This is a genomic window from Streptomyces sp. NPDC026515 (assembly GCF_055567595.1).
In genome coordinates this window covers 23,216-40,006 of the sequence record NZ_JBVHQD010000013.1, presented here as the reverse complement: position 1 = coordinate 40,006, position 16,791 = coordinate 23,216, and the positions used below count along the sequence as shown (strand labels likewise).

The following is a 16,791-nucleotide window of genomic DNA, read 5'->3' as shown; positions in this document are numbered from 1 at the left end:
GGCTTCATCCCGGGACCACGGCTTCATCCCGGAACTACGGCTTCGTCCCGGGAACCACGGAGGGTCCCGCACACGTTCCCTTCACGGAAGTCCGCCCGCCAAGTGAACCAGCGGTGACCGACAGACCAGCCGGGCATGGACACCGGCTGGCCCGCTCTGGTGTGCAGGGCAACGCTCATGGGACGTTTAACATTCGGAAAGATCCACTTTGACGCGGCCACGTCCAGCGCGGCGACAACACCGGTATGCGTGTCGTCATCGTGACCGAATCCTTTCCCCCCGATGTGAACGGCGTGGCCCACTGCGCGCTCCAGACCGCCCGACACCTCGTCGATCGCGGTCACGCGCCCCTCGTCGTCGCTCCGGCTCCCGCCCCCGGAAACAGGCTCGCGGCGGCCGCCGCGCCGTGCCCTGTCGTCCACGTCCCCTCCCTCCCGCTCCCGGGCTATCCCCAGGTCCGCGTGGCTCTCCCCAGCCGCAAACTCGCCGCCGCACTGATCGAGCACCGCGCGGACGTCGTCCACCTGGCCAGCCCCTTCATCCTCGGTGTCCGCGGCATGGCCGCCGCCGCCCGGCTCGGTGTCCCCGCCGTCGCCGTCTACCAGACGGACCTGGCCGGATACGCCCGTACCTACGTGGGCGCCGGGGAGGCGGCCGCCTGGCGGCGGATACGGTCCGTCCACGGCGCGGCCGACCGCACCCTGGCTCCGTCCACCGCCTCGATCAGCGACCTGGAGTCGCACGGGGTGCCCCGGATCCAGCTGTGGCAGCGCGGTGTGGACACCGTCCGCTTCCGCCCCGAGTTCCGCGACGAGGGGCTGCGCCGCGAGATCGCCCCGAACGGCGAGGTCGTCGTCGGCTACGTCGGCCGCCTCGCCCCCGAGAAGCAGATCGAACTCCTCGGCGGGGTCTGCGGCCTGGAAGGCGTCAAGGTCGTGATCGTGGGCGACGGTCCCAGCCAGCCCCATCTCACCGAGGCGCTGCCCGGCGCCGTCTTCCTCGGCCGCCGCACCGGCCACGACCTGGCCCGGATCTTCGCCTCGTTCGACGTCTTCGCGCACACCGGCCCCTTCGAGACGTTCTGCCAGACCGTCCAGGAGGCCATGGCCAGCGGCGTCCCGGTCGTCGCGCCCGCGGCCGGCGGCCCGATCGACCTGGTCGACCACGGCCGCACCGGCTTCCTGGTCCCGCCGCGCGACGCGGGTGCCGTCCGTGAGGCCGTGGCCTCCCTGGTGGCCGACCCCGCGATGCGGGCCGCCTTCGGCGCCGCCGCCCGCGCGACCGTCGAGGGCCGCACCTGGGCCGCGGTCGGCGACCAGCTGATCCAGCACTACGAGGACGTACTCGCGGCACGCCGGCCGGTGGTGGCGGCATGAGCGTCTCCTCGTCCGCGCCCCTGCGCATCGTCCGGCTCGCCAACTTCGTCGCGCCCTCCTCCGGCGGCCTGCGCACCGCCCTGCGCGAACTCGGGAAGGGCTTCGTGGCCGCCGGTCACGACTCGGTCCTGATCGTGCCCGGCGAGCGTTACTCGGACCGGGTCGAGGAGCAGGGCCGGGTCATCACCCTGCCCGGCCCGGTGCTGCCCGGCACCGGCGGCTACCGCGTCCTGGTCGACAAGACCCGCGTGCAGACCCTCCTGGAGCACCTCGCCCCGGACCGCCTGGAGGTGTCCGACCGCACCACCCTGCGCTGGACCGGCCGCTGGGCCCGGCGCGCCCGGATCCCCGCCGTGATGGTCTCCCACGAGACCGCCGACGGTGTCCTGCGCACCTGGGGCATGTCGGAGAACATGTCCCGGCGCACCGCCGACGCGCTCAACATCCGTACGGCGCACACCTACGCGCGCGTGGTGTGCACCACCGAGTTCGCCGAGCGCGAGTTCATCCGTATCGGCGCGCGCAACGTCGTACGCGCCCCCCTGGGCGTCGACCTCACGGGCCGCCACCCCTCGATGCGCGACCTCGACCTGCGGGCCCGGTACGCGAGCGAGGACGAGGCACTGCTCGTGATGTGCTCGCGGCTGTCCGTGGAGAAGCGGCCCGGCACCGCCCTCGACGCCGTGGAGGCGCTGGTCGGACGCGGCCGCCGGGTGGTCCTGGTGGTGGCCGGCGACGGGCCGCTGCGGGCGCGGCTGGAACAGCGCGCGCGGGAGCGCAGGCTGCCGGTGACCTTCCTCGGGCACGTCTCCGACCGGGACACCCTGGGCGCACTGCAGGCGTCCGCCGACGTGGCCATGGCGCCCGGACCCGCCGAGACCTTCGGGCTTGCCGCCCTGGAGGCCATGGCCTGCGGGACGCCCGTGGTCGCCAGCGCCTCCTCCGCGCTGCCCGAGGTGATCGGGTCCGCGGGGGCCACCGCCGCCGACCGCGGCGACGCCTTCGCCGACGCGGTGGAGCTGCTCCTGGAGCGGCCCGGTCCCGAGCGCCGGAAGGTGGCACGCGCGCGTGCGGAGTGCTTCGGCTGGGGGACGGCGGTGGAGGCCTTCCTCGCCGCGCACGACGCGCCGGTGCTGTGCCGTCACCAGGAGAACGCGACGCCGGAGCCGGTCCGTCGTGTCGTGCCGGAGGGCGTGGCATGAGAGCGGTTCGGTTCGTGGCACTGGGCGACTCGCTGACCGAGGGCGTGGGCGACCCCGCCGGCGACGGGTGGCGCGGCTGGGCCGCGCTGCTCGCCGGCGGACTCGCCGCGAAGGACGTGGATTTCACCAATCTCGCGGTCAGCGGGGCGCAGACCCGGGACGTCCTGGAACGTCAGACCCAGGCCGCACTGGACCTGCGCCCCGACATCGTCGCCGTCGTCATCGGCGTCAACGACACCCTGCGCTGCACCTTCGACATCCACGCGGTGGCCGAACGGCTCGACAAGGTCTACGCGGCCCTGACGGCGCAGGGTGCGACCCTGCTCACGGCGTGCCTGCCCGACCCCGGTTCGATGTGGGGACTGCCGGGCGCACTGGCCCGGCCGCTGGCCCGCCGGGGGCGTGCGGTCAACGCGGTGGTGCACGCCCTGTCCGAGCGGTACGGAGCGGTCCATCTGCACGCGGCGGAGGGCGCCTGGCTCACCGACCGGGCGATGTGGAGCGCGGACCGGTTGCACCCGTGCGAGCGGGGGCACCGGCAGCTCGCCGTCCGCTTCCACGCCCTGCTTGCCCCGCTGGGCATGGCGACGGGGACGGCACCGTCCGCCGAGCCCGAGTTCCCGGCGCCGACGAAGAGGGCGAGTCTCCTCTGGCTGGCCACGGCCGGCACCGCCTGGGTGATCAGGCGCTGCCGGGACCTGCTGCCCCAGCTGCTGCGGCTGGCCGTCGACGAGATGCGGCACCGCCGCAGGGGCACCAGCGCCCGACTGGACCTGAGCGCGTCCGCCGCCGTGTCCGCCGCGCTGGCTGCCCTCCAGGCGCCGGAGCGGCCCGCCGACGCCGCGTGAGGACGATGACGGCACGCGCGGGCGGACGGTGCCGGACGCGGCCGCCCGGCGGCTCAGCGACGGCTCACGGCCGTGAAGCGGACCGGGACGCCCGGGACCGCCTGGGCGGCCGCCGGCAGGTCGGCGGCGCGGACCACCGCGATCACCGGATAGCCGCCGGTGGTCGGATGGTCGGCCAGGAACACCACCGGACGGCCGTCCGGCGGCACCTGGACGGCGCCCAGGACCATGCCCTCGCTGGGGAGTTCACCGGGACGGGCCCGCTCCAGGGCGGGCCCCTCCGTGCGCAGCCCGATGCGGTTGCTCGCCGACGACACGCGGTACGCGCGCGAGGTGAAGGCCCGGACGGCCGCGGGCGTGAACCAGCCGGCGCGCGGTCCGAGCGTCACCCGCAGCACGAGCTCGCTGGGCGGGGACGGCTGCGGTACGACGTCCACGCGCGCGCGGGGGCCCGCCGGAGCGCCCAGCGGCAGCACCGCGCCGTCCGCCAGCGGGGCCGGTCCCAGGCCGGACAGCAGATCAGTGGCCCGGCTGCCCAGCACCGGCTCCACGGCGATCCCGCCCGAGACGGCCACATAACTGCGTACGCCGGACCGGGCCGCTCCCACCTCCAGCAGTTCCCCGGCCGCGACCGCCACGGGCGCGCCCCACGCGGCCGGGCGGCCGCCCACCGTGACCGGACCCGGCGCACCCCCGACCGCGACCACCACCGGCGAGCGTGGCCGGACGGCACACCCGGTGAGGGTCGTCTCCAGGACGGCCGCATCGGGGGAGTTGCCCACCAGCCGGTTGACGAGCGCCGCGGCGGGCGCGTCCAGCGCCCCCGAGCGGGGCACGCCGAGATGCGCGTACCCCGGACGTCCGCGGTCCTGCACGGTGGTCAGCGCCCCGGCCCGTACGACGACGAGCGCTCGGTCGGTCATGCGTCCCCCACCGGCACGAACCGCACCCGCGTACCCGGGGTCAGCAGCGCGGCCGGCACGCGCGCGTGGTCCCACAGCACCGCCTCCGTCGTCCCGATCAACTGCCAGCCACCCGGCGAGGAACGCGGGTACACGCCCGTGTACGGCCCGGCCAGCGCCACCGCGCCCGCGGGCACCGCCGTGCGCGGCGTGGCTCGGCGCGGCACGGTGTACCGGCCGGGGAGTCCGGTGAGGTAGCCGAAGCCGGGCGCGAAACCGCAGAAGGCGACGGTGAACTCGGTCGCCGCGTGGATGCGGGCCACCTCCCGCTCGGGCACCCGCCAGTGCGCGGCGACGTCGGCCAGGTCCGGGCCGTCGTAGCGCACCGGCAGCTCGACGGCCGCACGCGTGCGTGGGGGAGTGAAGGGGATCTCTGCGGCGGCCAGTTCGGCGGCCCGGCGGGCCGGGTCGTCGAGCCCGTCGAGCAGGACCGTGCGGGCGGCCGGCACGATCTCGGCGACCCGCAGCGAGCCCTCCGCGCGCCGGCGCGAGAGCTCCGCGTGCAGGGCCTGGGCCGCCGCGCCGGAGCCGACCTCGATCAGGAGGGCGTCGTCTCCGACGAGGTGTGTGGTCATGGGCGAGGAGGTCTGAGAATTCGTGTCCATGCTCATGCGAAGGCCGTCACGGTCACGCCCGCCTCGGTGAGCCGCGTGCGGACCCTGCGTGCCAGCTCCACGGCGCCCGGGGTGTCACCGTGCAGGCAGAGGGATCGGGCGCGTACGGCGATGCGCGTGCCGGAGTGCGCGGTGACCGCGCCGGAGCGCGCCAGCTCCACCGAGCGCTGCATGACCGTCTCCGGGTCACTCACCACCGCACCCTCGCGCCCGCGCGGGACGAGCCTGCCTTCGTCGGTGTAGGCGCGGTCCGCGAACGCCTCGGCGACGGCGGGCAGTCCCGCCGTCCGGGCCAGCGCCAGCAGCCGTGAACCGGGCAGCCCGAGAACGGGCAGCGAAGCGCTCGCGAGAAGCACGCCGTCGACCACCGCCGCGGCCTGCTCCTCGTCGTGCACCACCCGGTTGTACAGCGCGCCGTGCGGCTTCACATACGCCACCCGGGCGCCGGCGGCGCGCGCGAAGACCTCGAGCGCACCGATCTGATAGGCCACCTCGGCCGCCAGCTCGGCGGGCGGCACGTCCATCGCGCGCCGCCCGAACCCCGCCAGGTCCCGGTAGGACACCTGGGCGCCGATCGTCACCCCGCGCACGGCCGCCAGCTCGCAGACCCGCCGCATGGTGGCCGCGTCCCCCGCGTGGAAGCCGCAGGCCACGTTGGCGCTGGTGACGACGGACAGCAACTGCTCGTCGTCGGTGAGCCGCCAGCGGCCGAAGCCCTCGCCCAGGTCGGCGTTCAGGTCGATCGAGATCATGGATCAGCTGTCTCTCGTGTCAGGCGACGCGGTACTGCTCGTCGCGGGCGTCGCTGATGAACATCTGGCCCGGTGCGTGGGTGAGGGCGAAGGGAGGCCGGGAGGCCATCACCGCGGCCTGCGGGGTCACCCCGCACGCCCAGAACACCGGGATGTCGTCGGGGCCGGCGTCCACCGGGTCGCCGAAGTCGGGCCGGCCGAGATCGTGGATGCCGAGTGCCGAGGGATCGCCGCAGTGCACGGGGCCGCCGTGCACCGCCGGGAGCCGGCTGCTCTCGCGGATCGCGGCCGACAGATGCTGCGGCGGGACCGGGCGCATCGACACCACCACCGGGCCGCTCAGCCGGCCGGCCGGGCGGCACGGGCGGCTGGTCACGTACATGGGCACGTTCCGGCCCTGCTCGACATGGCGGATCGGGACCCCCGACTCGGTCAGCGCCCACTCGAAGGTGAAGCTGCACCCGAGCAGGAACGTCACCAGGTCGTCCCGCCAGTAGGGGGTCGCGTCCGTCGGCTCGTCCACCAACTCCCCGTGCCGCCACACCCGGTAGCGCGGCAGGTCGGTGCGCAGGTCCGCGCCCTCCGCCAGCACGGTGGCCGTGCCGCCGGCGTCGGTGACGTCGAGCACCGGGCAGGGCTTGGGGTTGCGCTGGCAGAACAGCAGCATCTCGTAGGCCCAGTCGGCGGGCACCGAGATCAGGTTGGCCTGAGTGCGACCGGCCGCGACCCCGGCCGTGGCGCCCGTGAGGCCCTGCCGGAACCGGGCCCGGGCGGATTTCGGACTCCACGCGTGCGCGTGCTCGTCGACGAGGGTGACGGGGCGGTCTTCCGTACGGTTCACGCCAGTTCCTTCCCGCGCGTCTCCGGCAGTCCGAACAGGGCCAGGGCGGCGAGCCCGTACCCGGCCGCGCCGAAGACCAGCGCACCTCCCACGCCCCAGCTGTCGGCCAGGAAGCCCACCAGGGTCGGGAAGACCGCGCCCACCGCGCGGCCCGCGTTGTACGTGAAGCCCTGCCCGGTGCCACGCACCGCCGTCGGGTACAGCTCGCTGAGGTAGGAACCGAACCCGCTGAAGATCGCCGACATGCAGAAGCCGAGCGGGAAACCGAGCACCAGGAGCGTGGCGTTGGCGCCGTCCGGGATGTTCGCGTACGCGAGCACACAGACCGCCGACAGCAGCGCGAACAGCCAGATGTTGCGGCGGCGGCCCAGCCGGTCGGTGAGGTAACCGCCGGTCAGATAGCCGAGGAAGGCCCCCGAGATCAGGAAGGTCAGATAGCCGCCGGTGCCGACGACCGACAGACCGCGCTCGGACTTCAGGTACGTGGGGACCCAGGTCGCCAGCGTGTAGTAGCCGCCCTGGACACCCGTGGACAGCAGGCCCGCGAAGACGGTGGTGCGCAGCAGGCCCGGCGCCTCGGCCGTGCCCGGACGGAAGATCGCGGCGAACGAGCCGCGTCGTGGACTCCGTTCACGTACCGCGACCGCCTGCGGGGCGTCGTGCACACGGCGGCGCAGCCATACCACCAGCAGCGCGGGCAGCGCGCCGGTCCAGAACATGACCCGCCAGGCGAAGTCGTCGCCGGCGAACGAGAAGACCAGGGTGTAGACGAGCACGGCGAGGGCCCAGCCGACGGCCCACGAACTCTGGATCGCGCCCAGGGTGCGGCCGCGGTGCCGGGCGCTCGCGTACTCCGCGACCAGGATCGCGCCGACCGCCCACTCGCCGCCGAAGCCGAGGCCCTGGAGGGCCCGGAACACCAGCAGGGTCTCGTAGTTGGGGGCGAAGCCGCAGGCCACCGTGAAGACGGCGTAGGTGATGACCGTGATCATCAGGGCGCGGACCCGGCCGACCCGGTCCGCGACCACGCCCGCCGCGGCGCCGCCGACCGCGGAGACCACCAGGGTGACGGTGGTGAACAGGCCGGTCTGGCCGCTGTCCAGGCCGAAGTACGCCGCGAGCGCGACCATGCTCAGTGGCAGGGTGAAGTAGTCGTATGAATCCAGGGCATATCCGCCGAAAGCTCCGGCGAACGCGTGCCGGCCGCGCGGGCCGAGGGCGCGCAGCCAGCCGAACGCGCCGCCATCGGGAGCGCGTTCGCCCGCGCCGGGCTGTGTGTCGGAGGCCAGGGACTGCGGTGGAGGGGTCGTGCTCATGAGCACCTCGCAGAAGAAAGGGGGGACGAAGGGTGCGGGGCTGAGCGATGCGGTGCCGTGCGGAGATGAGCGTGTTGAGCACCGTAGGGGATCGTTCAACGATCCTTCAATACCCACGTTGTTTCGTCCCGGTGTCTGCGGTTGAATTCCGGGCATGGCAGAGCAGCTGTCGGGACTGACCGACGACCGTGCCCTCCTCGGGCGCACCAGCACCGCGGAGCGGGTCTCCGACATCCTCAGGAGCCGCATCGCCGACGGTTACTTCCCGCCAGGCACCCGCCTGTCGGAGGACGGCATCGGCGGCGCGCTGGGCGTCTCCCGAAACACGCTGCGCGAGGCGTTCCGGCTGCTCACCCACGAGCGCCTGCTGGTCCACGAACTCAACCGGGGCGTCTTCGTCCGGGTCCTGACCGTCGAGGACGTCGAGGACATCTACCGCACCCGCTCCCTGGTCGAGTGCGCCGTCGTACGCGGTCTCGGTGAGCCCCCCTACGCCCTTGACGGACTCTCGGCGGCGGTCAGCGAAGGCCGGCAGGCGGCGGCCGGAGATGACTGGAAAGCAGTGGGTACGGCCAATATCCACTTCCACCGGGAACTGGTCGCCCTGGCCGGCAGCGAACGCACCGACGAACTCATGCGCAGCGTCTTCGCCGAACTCCGCCTCGCGTTCCACGTGGTCGACGACCCACACGCCCTGCACGAGCCGTACCTGGCCCGCAACCGGGACATCCTCCAGTGTCTGGAGGGCGGCGACAGGCGCGGCGCGGAACAACTCCTTGAGACCTACCTCACGGACTCCCTGGAACGAGTGGTCGAGGTCTACCGCCGCCGGGTCGGCGAGGATCTGACTCCTTAGGCAGCGGCGTCCCGCCAGGGGTGCGGGGAACTGCGCGGTCGGCCCCCACCGGCCCCGCCCGAAGAACCGCCCTGACGTCACCCCGGTGCCACCGGGGAGCGTCCTGCGTCGTTTGGGCCGATGTCAGACCCAGGACCTAGTCTGTGCACCGTGACTTCGCCTGCGACGACGGACAGCGTTCCGCCCCAGCTCAGCGCGGGGCCGCGCCCCGCACCGGGGCCGGCCGCCGACGAGGGGCTGGCGCGGCGGCTGCGCGCGCTCGCCTGCACCGCGCCGTTGCACGACCTGGACACGCGCAAGGCGAACCTCGCGGGCGAGTACTCGGTGTACGGCATGGCCGAGGTGGCCCTCTCCGCCATCGACCTGGTCACGCTGAACATGGACTTCGACACCGGCGCCGACCACGAGCAGATCGTCGCCCGGCTGATCCCCCGTATCTCCGCCCAGACCCCGCACCGCCCCGTCGCCGAGCACGAGCGCGTGGCCCGCTGGGTCCTGGAGAACCTGATCAACGTCGGCAGCGTCGACCGCGGCTTCCGCGCGGTGTACGGCACCTTCGCGCCCGACGGGTCGTACGTCCGCCGGGACTACGACTTCAAGCTGATCGAGGAGGTGCCGGGCCCCGGCGGCACGGTGTACCTGCGGACGACCGACGAGGCGGTCAACGTCCTGGTCGGGGCCCTGGACACGGACGTCACCAGTGCCCAGATCGCCGCCGAGGTCAAGCTGGAGGTGCTGATCAGCCGAGGTCGCCTCGCCGACGCCCAGCTCGCCGCCGAACAGGCCCGCTACCGGACCGTGCAGTACTCGGAGACCCTGCGCCGCGCCCTGGACGCCACCCGCCGCAATGTCCGCGCGGTCGACTGGCTCGACGCCGTCCCCGACATGATCGCCGAGGCCCTGGACCACGTCGCCGACCGCTACCGGCACGAGAACGCGATCCTCACCAACATCCGCAAGGCCCGTGACGAGACCGAGGAACCGGAGAACAAGCGGCGCGCCGCCGAACTGGTCGACATCGTCAAGGACTGCATCCGACGCCACACGCAGTTGCAGTCCCGTCTCCTGGAGGCCGGGCCGCTGTTCCGCGCGGAGCAGGACCGGCAGGCGTTCGCGACGCCGATGACGACGTCCGGAACCGACCTGTACGGACACCTGCTCGCGCCGCTGCTGCCGTTGCCGCTGGAACAGGCCGGGCGGGTCACCGGGGCGTTCTTCGCCCGCGGGACCGGGCTGCGGACACCGGTGTCGGTGCGGGTGGGCGACCTTGTCGACATACTGCTGACGCCGCCCGTGGAGCGGGAGCACCTGGGTGCGGAGATGCCGGAGCCGGACCTGATCGCCACGCCGGACGACAGCCGGTTCAGCGAGGAGCAGCTCGCCGCCGCCATGGAGCTTCTGGACCTTCCGGCGGACGCGCCGCGGCGGTTGTCGGGGTTGCTCGCCGAGGCGCGCACGCGGGACCCCGAGCTGCCCTACCTGGTCGCCCTGCTGGCCGTGCACGCGGCCAGTCCCGCGGTCGGTACGGCGTATCGGCAGGGTGAGGAGAAGCTGCTGTTCGCCGTGGACGACGGGACGGAGCTGGACGATCCCGAGTTCGGCGGGGCGGATCTGATCGTGGGGACCGCGCTGCTGGACGCGGCGGGGATGGCCGCGGACCGGACCGAGGCGGCTTGATGTCGTGTGCCGGATGCGGCGCCGTGGTGGCTGGTCGCGCAGTTCCCCGCGCCACTTTCGGGGCGCTCGCCCGCCACCGTGTCGCAGAGAATGAGGAGTGGTCGTCGTGAGCGAGTACGTCGAGGCCGAGGCGCCCGCCGGGTCGGCGCATGCCGCCGTCACCCCGGCCGATGCCGCCGATGCCGCGCGACTCGTCGCCTTCGGGCTGCAGCCCAAGCTGCAGCCCGCGCGTGATCAGGAGTACACCGAGCTGCTGCGGCGCTACCGGGAGGACCCGGCGTTCGCGCGGCTCGCGGACGCCGTGGCCGCCGGGCTCGGACTCGTGGTGCTGGAGGTGTCGCCCCGCGCCGGGATGGCCGTGACCGCCGCCGAGGACTCGGTGTTCGCCGTACGCATGGGCGACTACGCGCGCCGGACCTCCGCCGACGGCGGCGACCGGTTCCTGCACGGGCTCGCGCACCTCGCCGTCGCCGCGCTGGCGTTCCCGCGCCCCGAGGACCTGGCCGACGACGGCTACATCGGACGGATCACGGTCAACGGCGTCGACACCTTCGTCCGGCAGGCCTGCCGCCGCCTGGAGGAGCGGGCCGACGAACTGGGGGAGAACACCGACCCGGCCACCGACGCGCCCGGCCTGGAGGCCGCCTGGCGGATCTGGGCCAGACGCAGCGCGACCGGCGCCACCAAGGACGCCCGCAGGCTGGCCGGATCCACCACCGGCATCATCGGCAAGGCCGTCGTCTTCCTCACCGACTCGGGGTTCCTCCAGCGCACCGGCGACGACCAGGGCGGCACCTACCGCACCACGGCCCGCTACCAGCTCCAGGTGCGGGACATGGCCGGCAGCGCCGCCATGGCCGAACTGCTGGAGCTCGGCGTCGTCCCGGTCACCGACGGCACGGCCAGCCTGCTGCCCGCCGACGACGGCGACGACCTGGTCGCCGACGCCGGGCTGCCGTTCCACTCCTGAAGCCCCTGACCGTCAGAACCACCGCACCTTTCCCCAGACTTACGAGAGTCCGCCATGTACGAGCTGTCCCGGGTCCGCCTCTACTCCATCGGGCCCGCCGGTGCGCGCTACGCCGACACCGTTCTGGACCTGCGGGGCGTCGGCCGGCCCGTTCCCGACCCGGCCCCCACCCAGGCGGAGTTCTTCGAGGAGGAGCCGGCCGGCCCGCCGCGCAGGCCCGCGCCGGCCGGCGTGCTCTTCCTGGAGAACGGCGGCGGCAAGTCCGTCCTGCTCAAGCTGATCTTCTCGGTGATGCTGCCGGGTCACCGCAACACCCTCGGCGGCGCCAGCTCCGGCGTGCTGCGCAAGTTCCTGCTCGCCGACGACTGCGGGCACGTCGCCCTGGAGTGGCAGCACACGCTGACCGGTGAGTGCGTGGTGGTGGGCAAGGTGAGCGAGTGGCGGGGACGGCAGGTCTCCAACGACCCGCGGAAGTTCGCGGAGGCCTGGTACTCGTTCCGGCCCGGACCCGGGCTCGCCCTGGACAATCTGCCGGTCGCCGAGTCCACCGCCGTACGCCCGCCCGTGGAGGGTTCCTCCGGAGCGCAGGGCCGGCGGCGCACCATGAAGGGCTTCCGGGACGCCCTCACCGAGGCGGGCAAGGCGTACCCGCATCTGGAGGTGCACTGGGAGGAGATCCACGACCGCTGGATCGAGCATCTCGGCGACCTCGGTCTCGACCCCGAACTCTTCCGCTACCAGCGGGAGATGAACGCGGACGAGGGCGAGGCCGCCGGACTCTTCGCGGTCAAGAAGGACTCCGACTTCACCGACCTGCTGCTGCGGGCCGTGACCGACACCCGGGACACCGACGGACTCGCCGACCTGGTCGGCGGCTTCGGCAACAAGCTGGGGCGCCGCGCCGAGCTGATCGCCGAACGGGACTTCACCGCCGGGTCGGTGGACCTGCTGGGGCGGATCGTCGAGGCGGCCGAGGCGCGGGGCCGCGCGCGTGACATCCACACGGGCGCCGAGCGCCGTACCCGCACGATCGCGCGTCGGTTGTCCGCCCGGGGCGTGCGGGAGCGGGTACGCGCCGCCGACCTCGCCCAGCGCGTCACGGCCGCCGCGTACGCCGTCACGCACTCCGAGGGCGCCCGCGAGCGCAGTGCGCTGATCGCCGCCGAACTCGCCTACCGGCACGCCTCGCTGGCCCTGGCCGCCGGTGAGAAGTCCGCCGCCGCGCAGAAGCGCGAGCTGGCCGACGCCCGCACCCTGCACTCCGCCTGGCAGGCCGCCGAAGCCGTGCTGCGCCACCGCGCCGCCGCCGACCGCGTCGCGCGCGTGGCCGCCGCCATCCAGGAGGCCGAACGGGACGCGGCGCCCGCGCTCGCCGCCCGCGCCAAGGCCGCCGTCGACCTCGTACGGGCCCTGCACGCGGCCGCCCAGAGCGCGGAGCACCTCGCCAACGAGGAGGAGGAGCGGTCCGCCGCCCTCCAGGAGGTCAGCGACCGCGCGCACCGGGACTCGACCTCCGCCGCCACCGAGGCGCAGCGCGCCCGCAGCGAGGTCGGGCATCTGCGCCAACGCCTCGGCGAGGTCGAGCAGGAGACCGCCGAGGCGGTCCGCGCCGGCTGGCTCGACGACAGCGCCCCGGACGCCGACCCGGCCCGGGCCGCGCTCGCGGCCAGCGACGCCGAGAAGACGGCCGTGGCCGCCTGGGACACCGCACGTGAGGCCTCCCGCAAGGCATCCGAGCACGCGCGCGAGGCGGCCTCCGCCGAGTCCCGCGCCGAGCTCACGGCCGCCCGCGCGGCAGACGCCGCGACGGCCGCCGAGCGGACCTACGACGCCGAGAAGCGCCTGGCGGAGACCCTGGCCGCGGAGGAACGCCTCACCGAGCTGCTGGGCCTCACCGGTTCCCGCACGACCATCCCGCGGCCCCGGGGCGAGGGCACCGACGAGGGCCTCGGCGCCGAGGAACTCGACCGGTTCGCCGACGAACTGCGCGAGCTGCTCGACGACGCCGTCGGCTCCGCCGAACGGCATCTGTTCGAACTGCGCACCGCGGCCGCCGACGACTCCCGGATCCTCGGCGCCCTCGGCGACGGCGGGCTGCTGCCGCCCGGCCCCGACGTGCTGGCCACCGTCGAGTACCTCGGCGAGCACGGCATCCCCGCGCTGCCCGGCTGGCGCTATCTCGCCCAGGCCGTCGATCCGACGGACCACGCGCGCGTGCTCGCCGCCCGTCCCGAACTGGTCGACGGCGTCATCATCACCGACCCGGACACCCACGCACGGGCCCGCGAGGCGCTCGGCGAGGCCGCCCTGCTGCCGCGCTCCGCAGTCGCCGTCGGTACGGCCGCCGCCCTGCTCGCACCGGCCCCGGCCGCCGACGCCACCCCGGGCGACGTGTTCCTCGTACCGCCGAACCCGGCCATGCACGACGAGCACGCCGCCGACGAGGAGCGACAGGCGCTGCGCGCCCGGGCCACCGAGCGGGACGACGAGATCCGCGGCCTCGCCGCCCGGCTCGGCAAGGACCGTGAGCTGGCCGCCCGGCTCGCTTCCTGGCGCACCGGCTGCCCGGCCGGGCGGCTCGGGGAGCTGGCCCTGGCCGCGCGGGAGGCCCGCGCCTTCGCCGAGGAGTCCGAGGCCGAACTGGCCGAGGCACGGACCGCGCGGGCCGAGGCCGAGGAGACGGCCGCCGAGACCGCCCAGGTGCGCGACGAACGGCAGGAGGCCGCGCAGAAGGCCCGCCGCGCCGCCGACGCCCTCGCCGGCCTCGCGTTCCGGCTGCGCGAGCGGGCCGGCTGGCAGGTCAGACTGCGGGAACTCGCCGACGAGGCCGCCGAGTCGGAGGCCCGCGCCCAGTCCTGCCTGGAGCGCGCCCGGGTCGCCGACGAGGACCGGCGCGGCGCCCAGCGCGCCGCCGACGACGCCCGCCGCACCGCCCGCGCGCTGCGCGCCGAGCGAGCGGAGATCGCCGGCGCCCCCGACGACGTCCCGGAAGCCGACGAGGACGGCCCCAAGTCCTCGCTGCCCGCACTCCGTGAGGCCTACCGGGCCGCCTCACAGGTGTACGAGAAGGTCGGCGTCGGCGCCGACCTCCGCGCCGAGCAGGCCCGTTCGGAGAGCGACGAGAGCACCGCGCTCACGGAGCTGGAACGGCTGACCAACAAGGTCCGCACCCGCGCGGAGCAGCTGCTGCAGTCGCCCGACGGCTCCGACGGGCCGTCCCGGCAGGCCGCCGCCGCCCGCGCGGAGGAGCTGGTGCAGCTCCTGGAGACCCGGATGTCCACCGCGAGCGAGCAGCTCGGCCGGCTGCGCGGCGAGGCCGAACGGCACGCCCCCGAGGACGGCGAGGCGCACACCGAGCTGTCCGAGGAGCTCCAGCCGCGCGACGCCGAGCACGCGCAGGCCCTGCTGCGCACCGCGACCGCCGAACTCGCCACCCGCACCGAGGCCCTGGCCCAGGCCCGCGAGGCACACGCCGAGCTGCTGGCCGCCCATCGCGCGGCCGAGGACGCGGCCGGCGGCTTCGACGAGATCGCCGCCATGCTCCGCGACCTGCTGCGCGAACACGTCACCGAGGAGGAGCAGGAGGAGCCCGAGCCCTACTCCGGCACCCTGGAGGAGGCCCGGCAGTCCGCCGCCGAGGCCCGCCGGTCGCTGCGCGGCTGCGCCGGTGATCTCTCCGCCGCCGAATCCGCCGTGCGCGAGGCGAGCGACGTACTCGTGCGGCACGCCAACTCCACACGGTACGAGGCCGTCCGGACGCCCGCACGGCAGCAGATCCGTGAACTGCCCGCCTCCGCCCTGCCCGAGCACGCCCAGAAGTGGGCGGACGCCTTCGCGCCCCGACTGCGGGTGCTGACCGACGAGCTGGCCCAGCTGGAACGCAACCGCGATTCGATCGTGGACCGGCTGCGCGGGCTCGTCGAATCGGCCCTCGCGACCCTGCGGTCCGCCCAGCGGCTGTCCCGGCTGCCCGAGGGGCTCGGCGAGTGGTCCGGCCAGGAGTTCCTGCGGATCCGGTTCGAGGAACCCGACCAGGCCACGCTCGCGGAGCGGCTCGGCGAGGTCGTCGACGAGGCGACCCGGGCCGCCGTGAAGAAGAACTCCGACCTGCGGCGGGACGGAATGTCCCTGCTGCTGAGGGGGGTTGCGGCGGCCCTGCAGCCGAAGGGGGTCGCCGTCGAGATCCTCAAGCCGGACGCCGTGCTGCGCGCGGAGCGGGTGCCGGTGGGGCAGATGGGGGACGTGTTCTCCGGGGGGCAGCTGCTCACCGCCGCCATCGCCCTGTACTGCACGATGGCCGCGCTCAGGTCCAACGACCGCGGGCGCGACAAGCACCGGCACGCGGGGACGCTGTTCCTCGACAACCCCATCGGACGGGCCAACGCCACCTATCTGCTGGAGCTCCAGCGGGCCGTGTCGGACGCTCTGGGCGTACAGCTGCTCTACACGACCGGGCTGTTCGACACCACCGCGCTGGCCGAGTTCCCGCTGGTCATCCGCTTGCGGAACGACGCCGACCTCAGGGCAGGACTGAAGTACATCAGCGTGGAGGAGCACCTGCGCCCCGGGCTGCCGCAGCAGCCGCAGGCGGGGGAGGCCGGGCACAGCGAGATCACGGCGACCCGCATGTTCAAGAGGCCGTCGGCCTGACGCCGCGCCCCGGTCTCAGAGGTGGGACAGCTGCCCGGCGCTGCCGCCCCGTCGCCGTATCCGCTCCTGCTCGCGCTCGGCGGCCCGCTGCCGCCGCCGGGCCGCGCGCCGCTCGCGGCGGAGCGAGCGCGCCGTGCTGCTCGGCTCCGAGACCACGCCGTTGCGCTGGTTCCACACCTGGCGGGTCACCAGGACGTCCACCGCGCCCCAGGTGGCCACCACCGTGCTCGCCACGCTGCTGATCACCATCGGGAACGCCAGCCAGGACTCCGCCATCGTGCACAAGAACGCCACCATGGCCTGGATCAGGGTGACGGCGATGATGATCAGCGCCCGCACCGCCGACGTACGCACCGGATCCGGCATCCGGTACCGCTTGGCCGGCTCTTCGACCCACAACGGCCGGTACTGTGCCTGCTGTTGTGTACGCGCCCGCGCACCGGAGGGCTCCTCGTCGCCACCCCGTGGCGAAGGGCCACCGTCCGGAGCCCCGGGTCCCTGGCGCACCGCCGTACGTGCCGCCGTGCCGTCCTCGGACGCCAACTGCCGTTGAGCCGTCCCCATCAAGGTGTCACTCCCCACCGCCGACAGTCCCCCTCGCGCCGGTGTCCGATGACCCCGGCTCCCCAGTGGCTGCCCGGCTTGCGCTGTTTTACGCCGCACGGGCGCGAGATACGTCTCCTGTGGCCGATTTCGCACCCATCGCCCATGAACAAGGACGAACGAA

General features: G+C 74.2%; 14 protein-coding genes. 7 read left to right on the top strand and 7 right to left on the bottom strand.

What is annotated here, in order from left to right:
* Positions 1-23: 23 nt before the first annotated feature.
* The gene (locus ACZ4O3_RS26390; protein ID WP_467724745.1) at positions 24-344 is read right to left on the bottom strand and encodes a hypothetical protein; all 321 of its coding nucleotides are present in this window, start codon (positions 342-344) and stop codon (positions 24-26) included.
* Here ACZ4O3_RS26390 and ACZ4O3_RS26385 point away from each other — a divergent pair.
* The 3 genes from ACZ4O3_RS26385 to ACZ4O3_RS26375 are packed head-to-tail and all read left to right on the top strand — an operon-like array spanning position 246 to position 3,426.
* A complete protein-coding gene (locus ACZ4O3_RS26385) occupies positions 246-1,376 on the top strand; it encodes a glycosyltransferase family 4 protein (protein WP_467724582.1) in 1,131 nt (376 codons plus the stop codon). The two genes, ACZ4O3_RS26390 and ACZ4O3_RS26385, sit on opposite strands and share 99 nt — an antisense overlap.
* The gene (locus ACZ4O3_RS26380; RefSeq protein ID WP_467724580.1) at positions 1,373-2,578 is read left to right on the top strand and encodes a glycosyltransferase; all 1,206 of its coding nucleotides are present in this window, start codon (positions 1,373-1,375) and stop codon (positions 2,576-2,578) included. Before ACZ4O3_RS26385 ends, ACZ4O3_RS26380 begins: the two co-directional genes overlap by 4 nt.
* Positions 2,575-3,426, top strand: a complete 852-nt coding sequence (locus tag ACZ4O3_RS26375; RefSeq protein WP_362732682.1) for an SGNH/GDSL hydrolase family protein — start codon at positions 2,575-2,577, stop codon at positions 3,424-3,426. The genes ACZ4O3_RS26380 and ACZ4O3_RS26375 overlap by 4 nt, the downstream gene beginning before the upstream one ends.
* Before the next feature lie 53 nt (positions 3,427-3,479).
* Here the strand turns inward: ACZ4O3_RS26375 and ACZ4O3_RS26370 are convergent, their stop codons facing one another.
* The 5 genes from ACZ4O3_RS26370 to ACZ4O3_RS26350 are packed head-to-tail and all read right to left on the bottom strand — an operon-like array spanning position 3,480 to position 7,911.
* Positions 3,480-4,349 (bottom strand): 5-oxoprolinase subunit C family protein, encoded by an 870-nt coding sequence (locus tag ACZ4O3_RS26370; protein ID WP_467724578.1) that lies wholly within the window; start codon positions 4,347-4,349, stop codon positions 3,480-3,482.
* Positions 4,346-4,963 (bottom strand): 5-oxoprolinase subunit B family protein, encoded by a 618-nt coding sequence (locus tag ACZ4O3_RS26365; RefSeq protein ID WP_467724576.1) that lies wholly within the window; start codon positions 4,961-4,963, stop codon positions 4,346-4,348. Before ACZ4O3_RS26365 ends, ACZ4O3_RS26370 begins: the two co-directional genes overlap by 4 nt.
* Before the next feature lie 32 nt (positions 4,964-4,995).
* The gene (locus ACZ4O3_RS26360) at positions 4,996-5,754 is read right to left on the bottom strand and encodes a LamB/YcsF family protein (RefSeq protein ID WP_467724575.1); all 759 of its coding nucleotides are present in this window, start codon (positions 5,752-5,754) and stop codon (positions 4,996-4,998) included.
* A gap of 19 nt (positions 5,755-5,773) precedes the next feature.
* Positions 5,774-6,595: a putative hydro-lyase gene (locus ACZ4O3_RS26355; protein ID WP_362729761.1), complete on the bottom strand. Its 822-nt coding sequence runs from the start codon at positions 6,593-6,595 to the stop codon at positions 5,774-5,776.
* A complete protein-coding gene (locus ACZ4O3_RS26350; protein ID WP_467724574.1) occupies positions 6,592-7,911 on the bottom strand; it encodes an MFS transporter in 1,320 nt (439 codons plus the stop codon). The genes ACZ4O3_RS26355 and ACZ4O3_RS26350 overlap by 4 nt, the downstream gene beginning before the upstream one ends.
* A gap of 154 nt (positions 7,912-8,065) precedes the next feature.
* On the opposite strand from ACZ4O3_RS26350, the gene ACZ4O3_RS26345 reads away from it, so the two are divergent.
* From ACZ4O3_RS26345 to ACZ4O3_RS26330, 4 genes are all read left to right on the top strand, one after another.
* Positions 8,066-8,767, top strand: coding sequence for a GntR family transcriptional regulator (locus ACZ4O3_RS26345; protein WP_384994025.1), 702 nt, complete (start codon positions 8,066-8,068; stop codon positions 8,765-8,767).
* Positions 8,768-8,917: 150 nt separating this feature from the next.
* Positions 8,918-10,444: a hypothetical protein gene (locus ACZ4O3_RS26340; protein ID WP_467724572.1), complete on the top strand. Its 1,527-nt coding sequence runs from the start codon at positions 8,918-8,920 to the stop codon at positions 10,442-10,444.
* 106 nt (positions 10,445-10,550) lie between these two features.
* The gene (locus tag ACZ4O3_RS26335; protein WP_384994029.1) at positions 10,551-11,414 is read left to right on the top strand and encodes a hypothetical protein; all 864 of its coding nucleotides are present in this window, start codon (positions 10,551-10,553) and stop codon (positions 11,412-11,414) included.
* 54 nt (positions 11,415-11,468) lie between these two features.
* Positions 11,469-16,064 carry a coiled-coil domain-containing protein gene (locus ACZ4O3_RS26330; RefSeq protein WP_467724570.1) on the top strand — a complete coding sequence of 1,532 codons (4,596 nt, stop codon included), beginning with the start codon at positions 11,469-11,471 and terminating at the stop codon, positions 16,062-16,064.
* Between the two features lie 15 nt (positions 16,065-16,079).
* Here the strand turns inward: ACZ4O3_RS26330 and ACZ4O3_RS26325 are convergent, their stop codons facing one another.
* Entirely contained in the window at positions 16,080-16,628 is a 549-nt protein-coding gene (locus ACZ4O3_RS26325) for a hypothetical protein (protein WP_467724568.1), read from the bottom strand.
* Positions 16,629-16,791 lie beyond the last annotated feature (163 nt).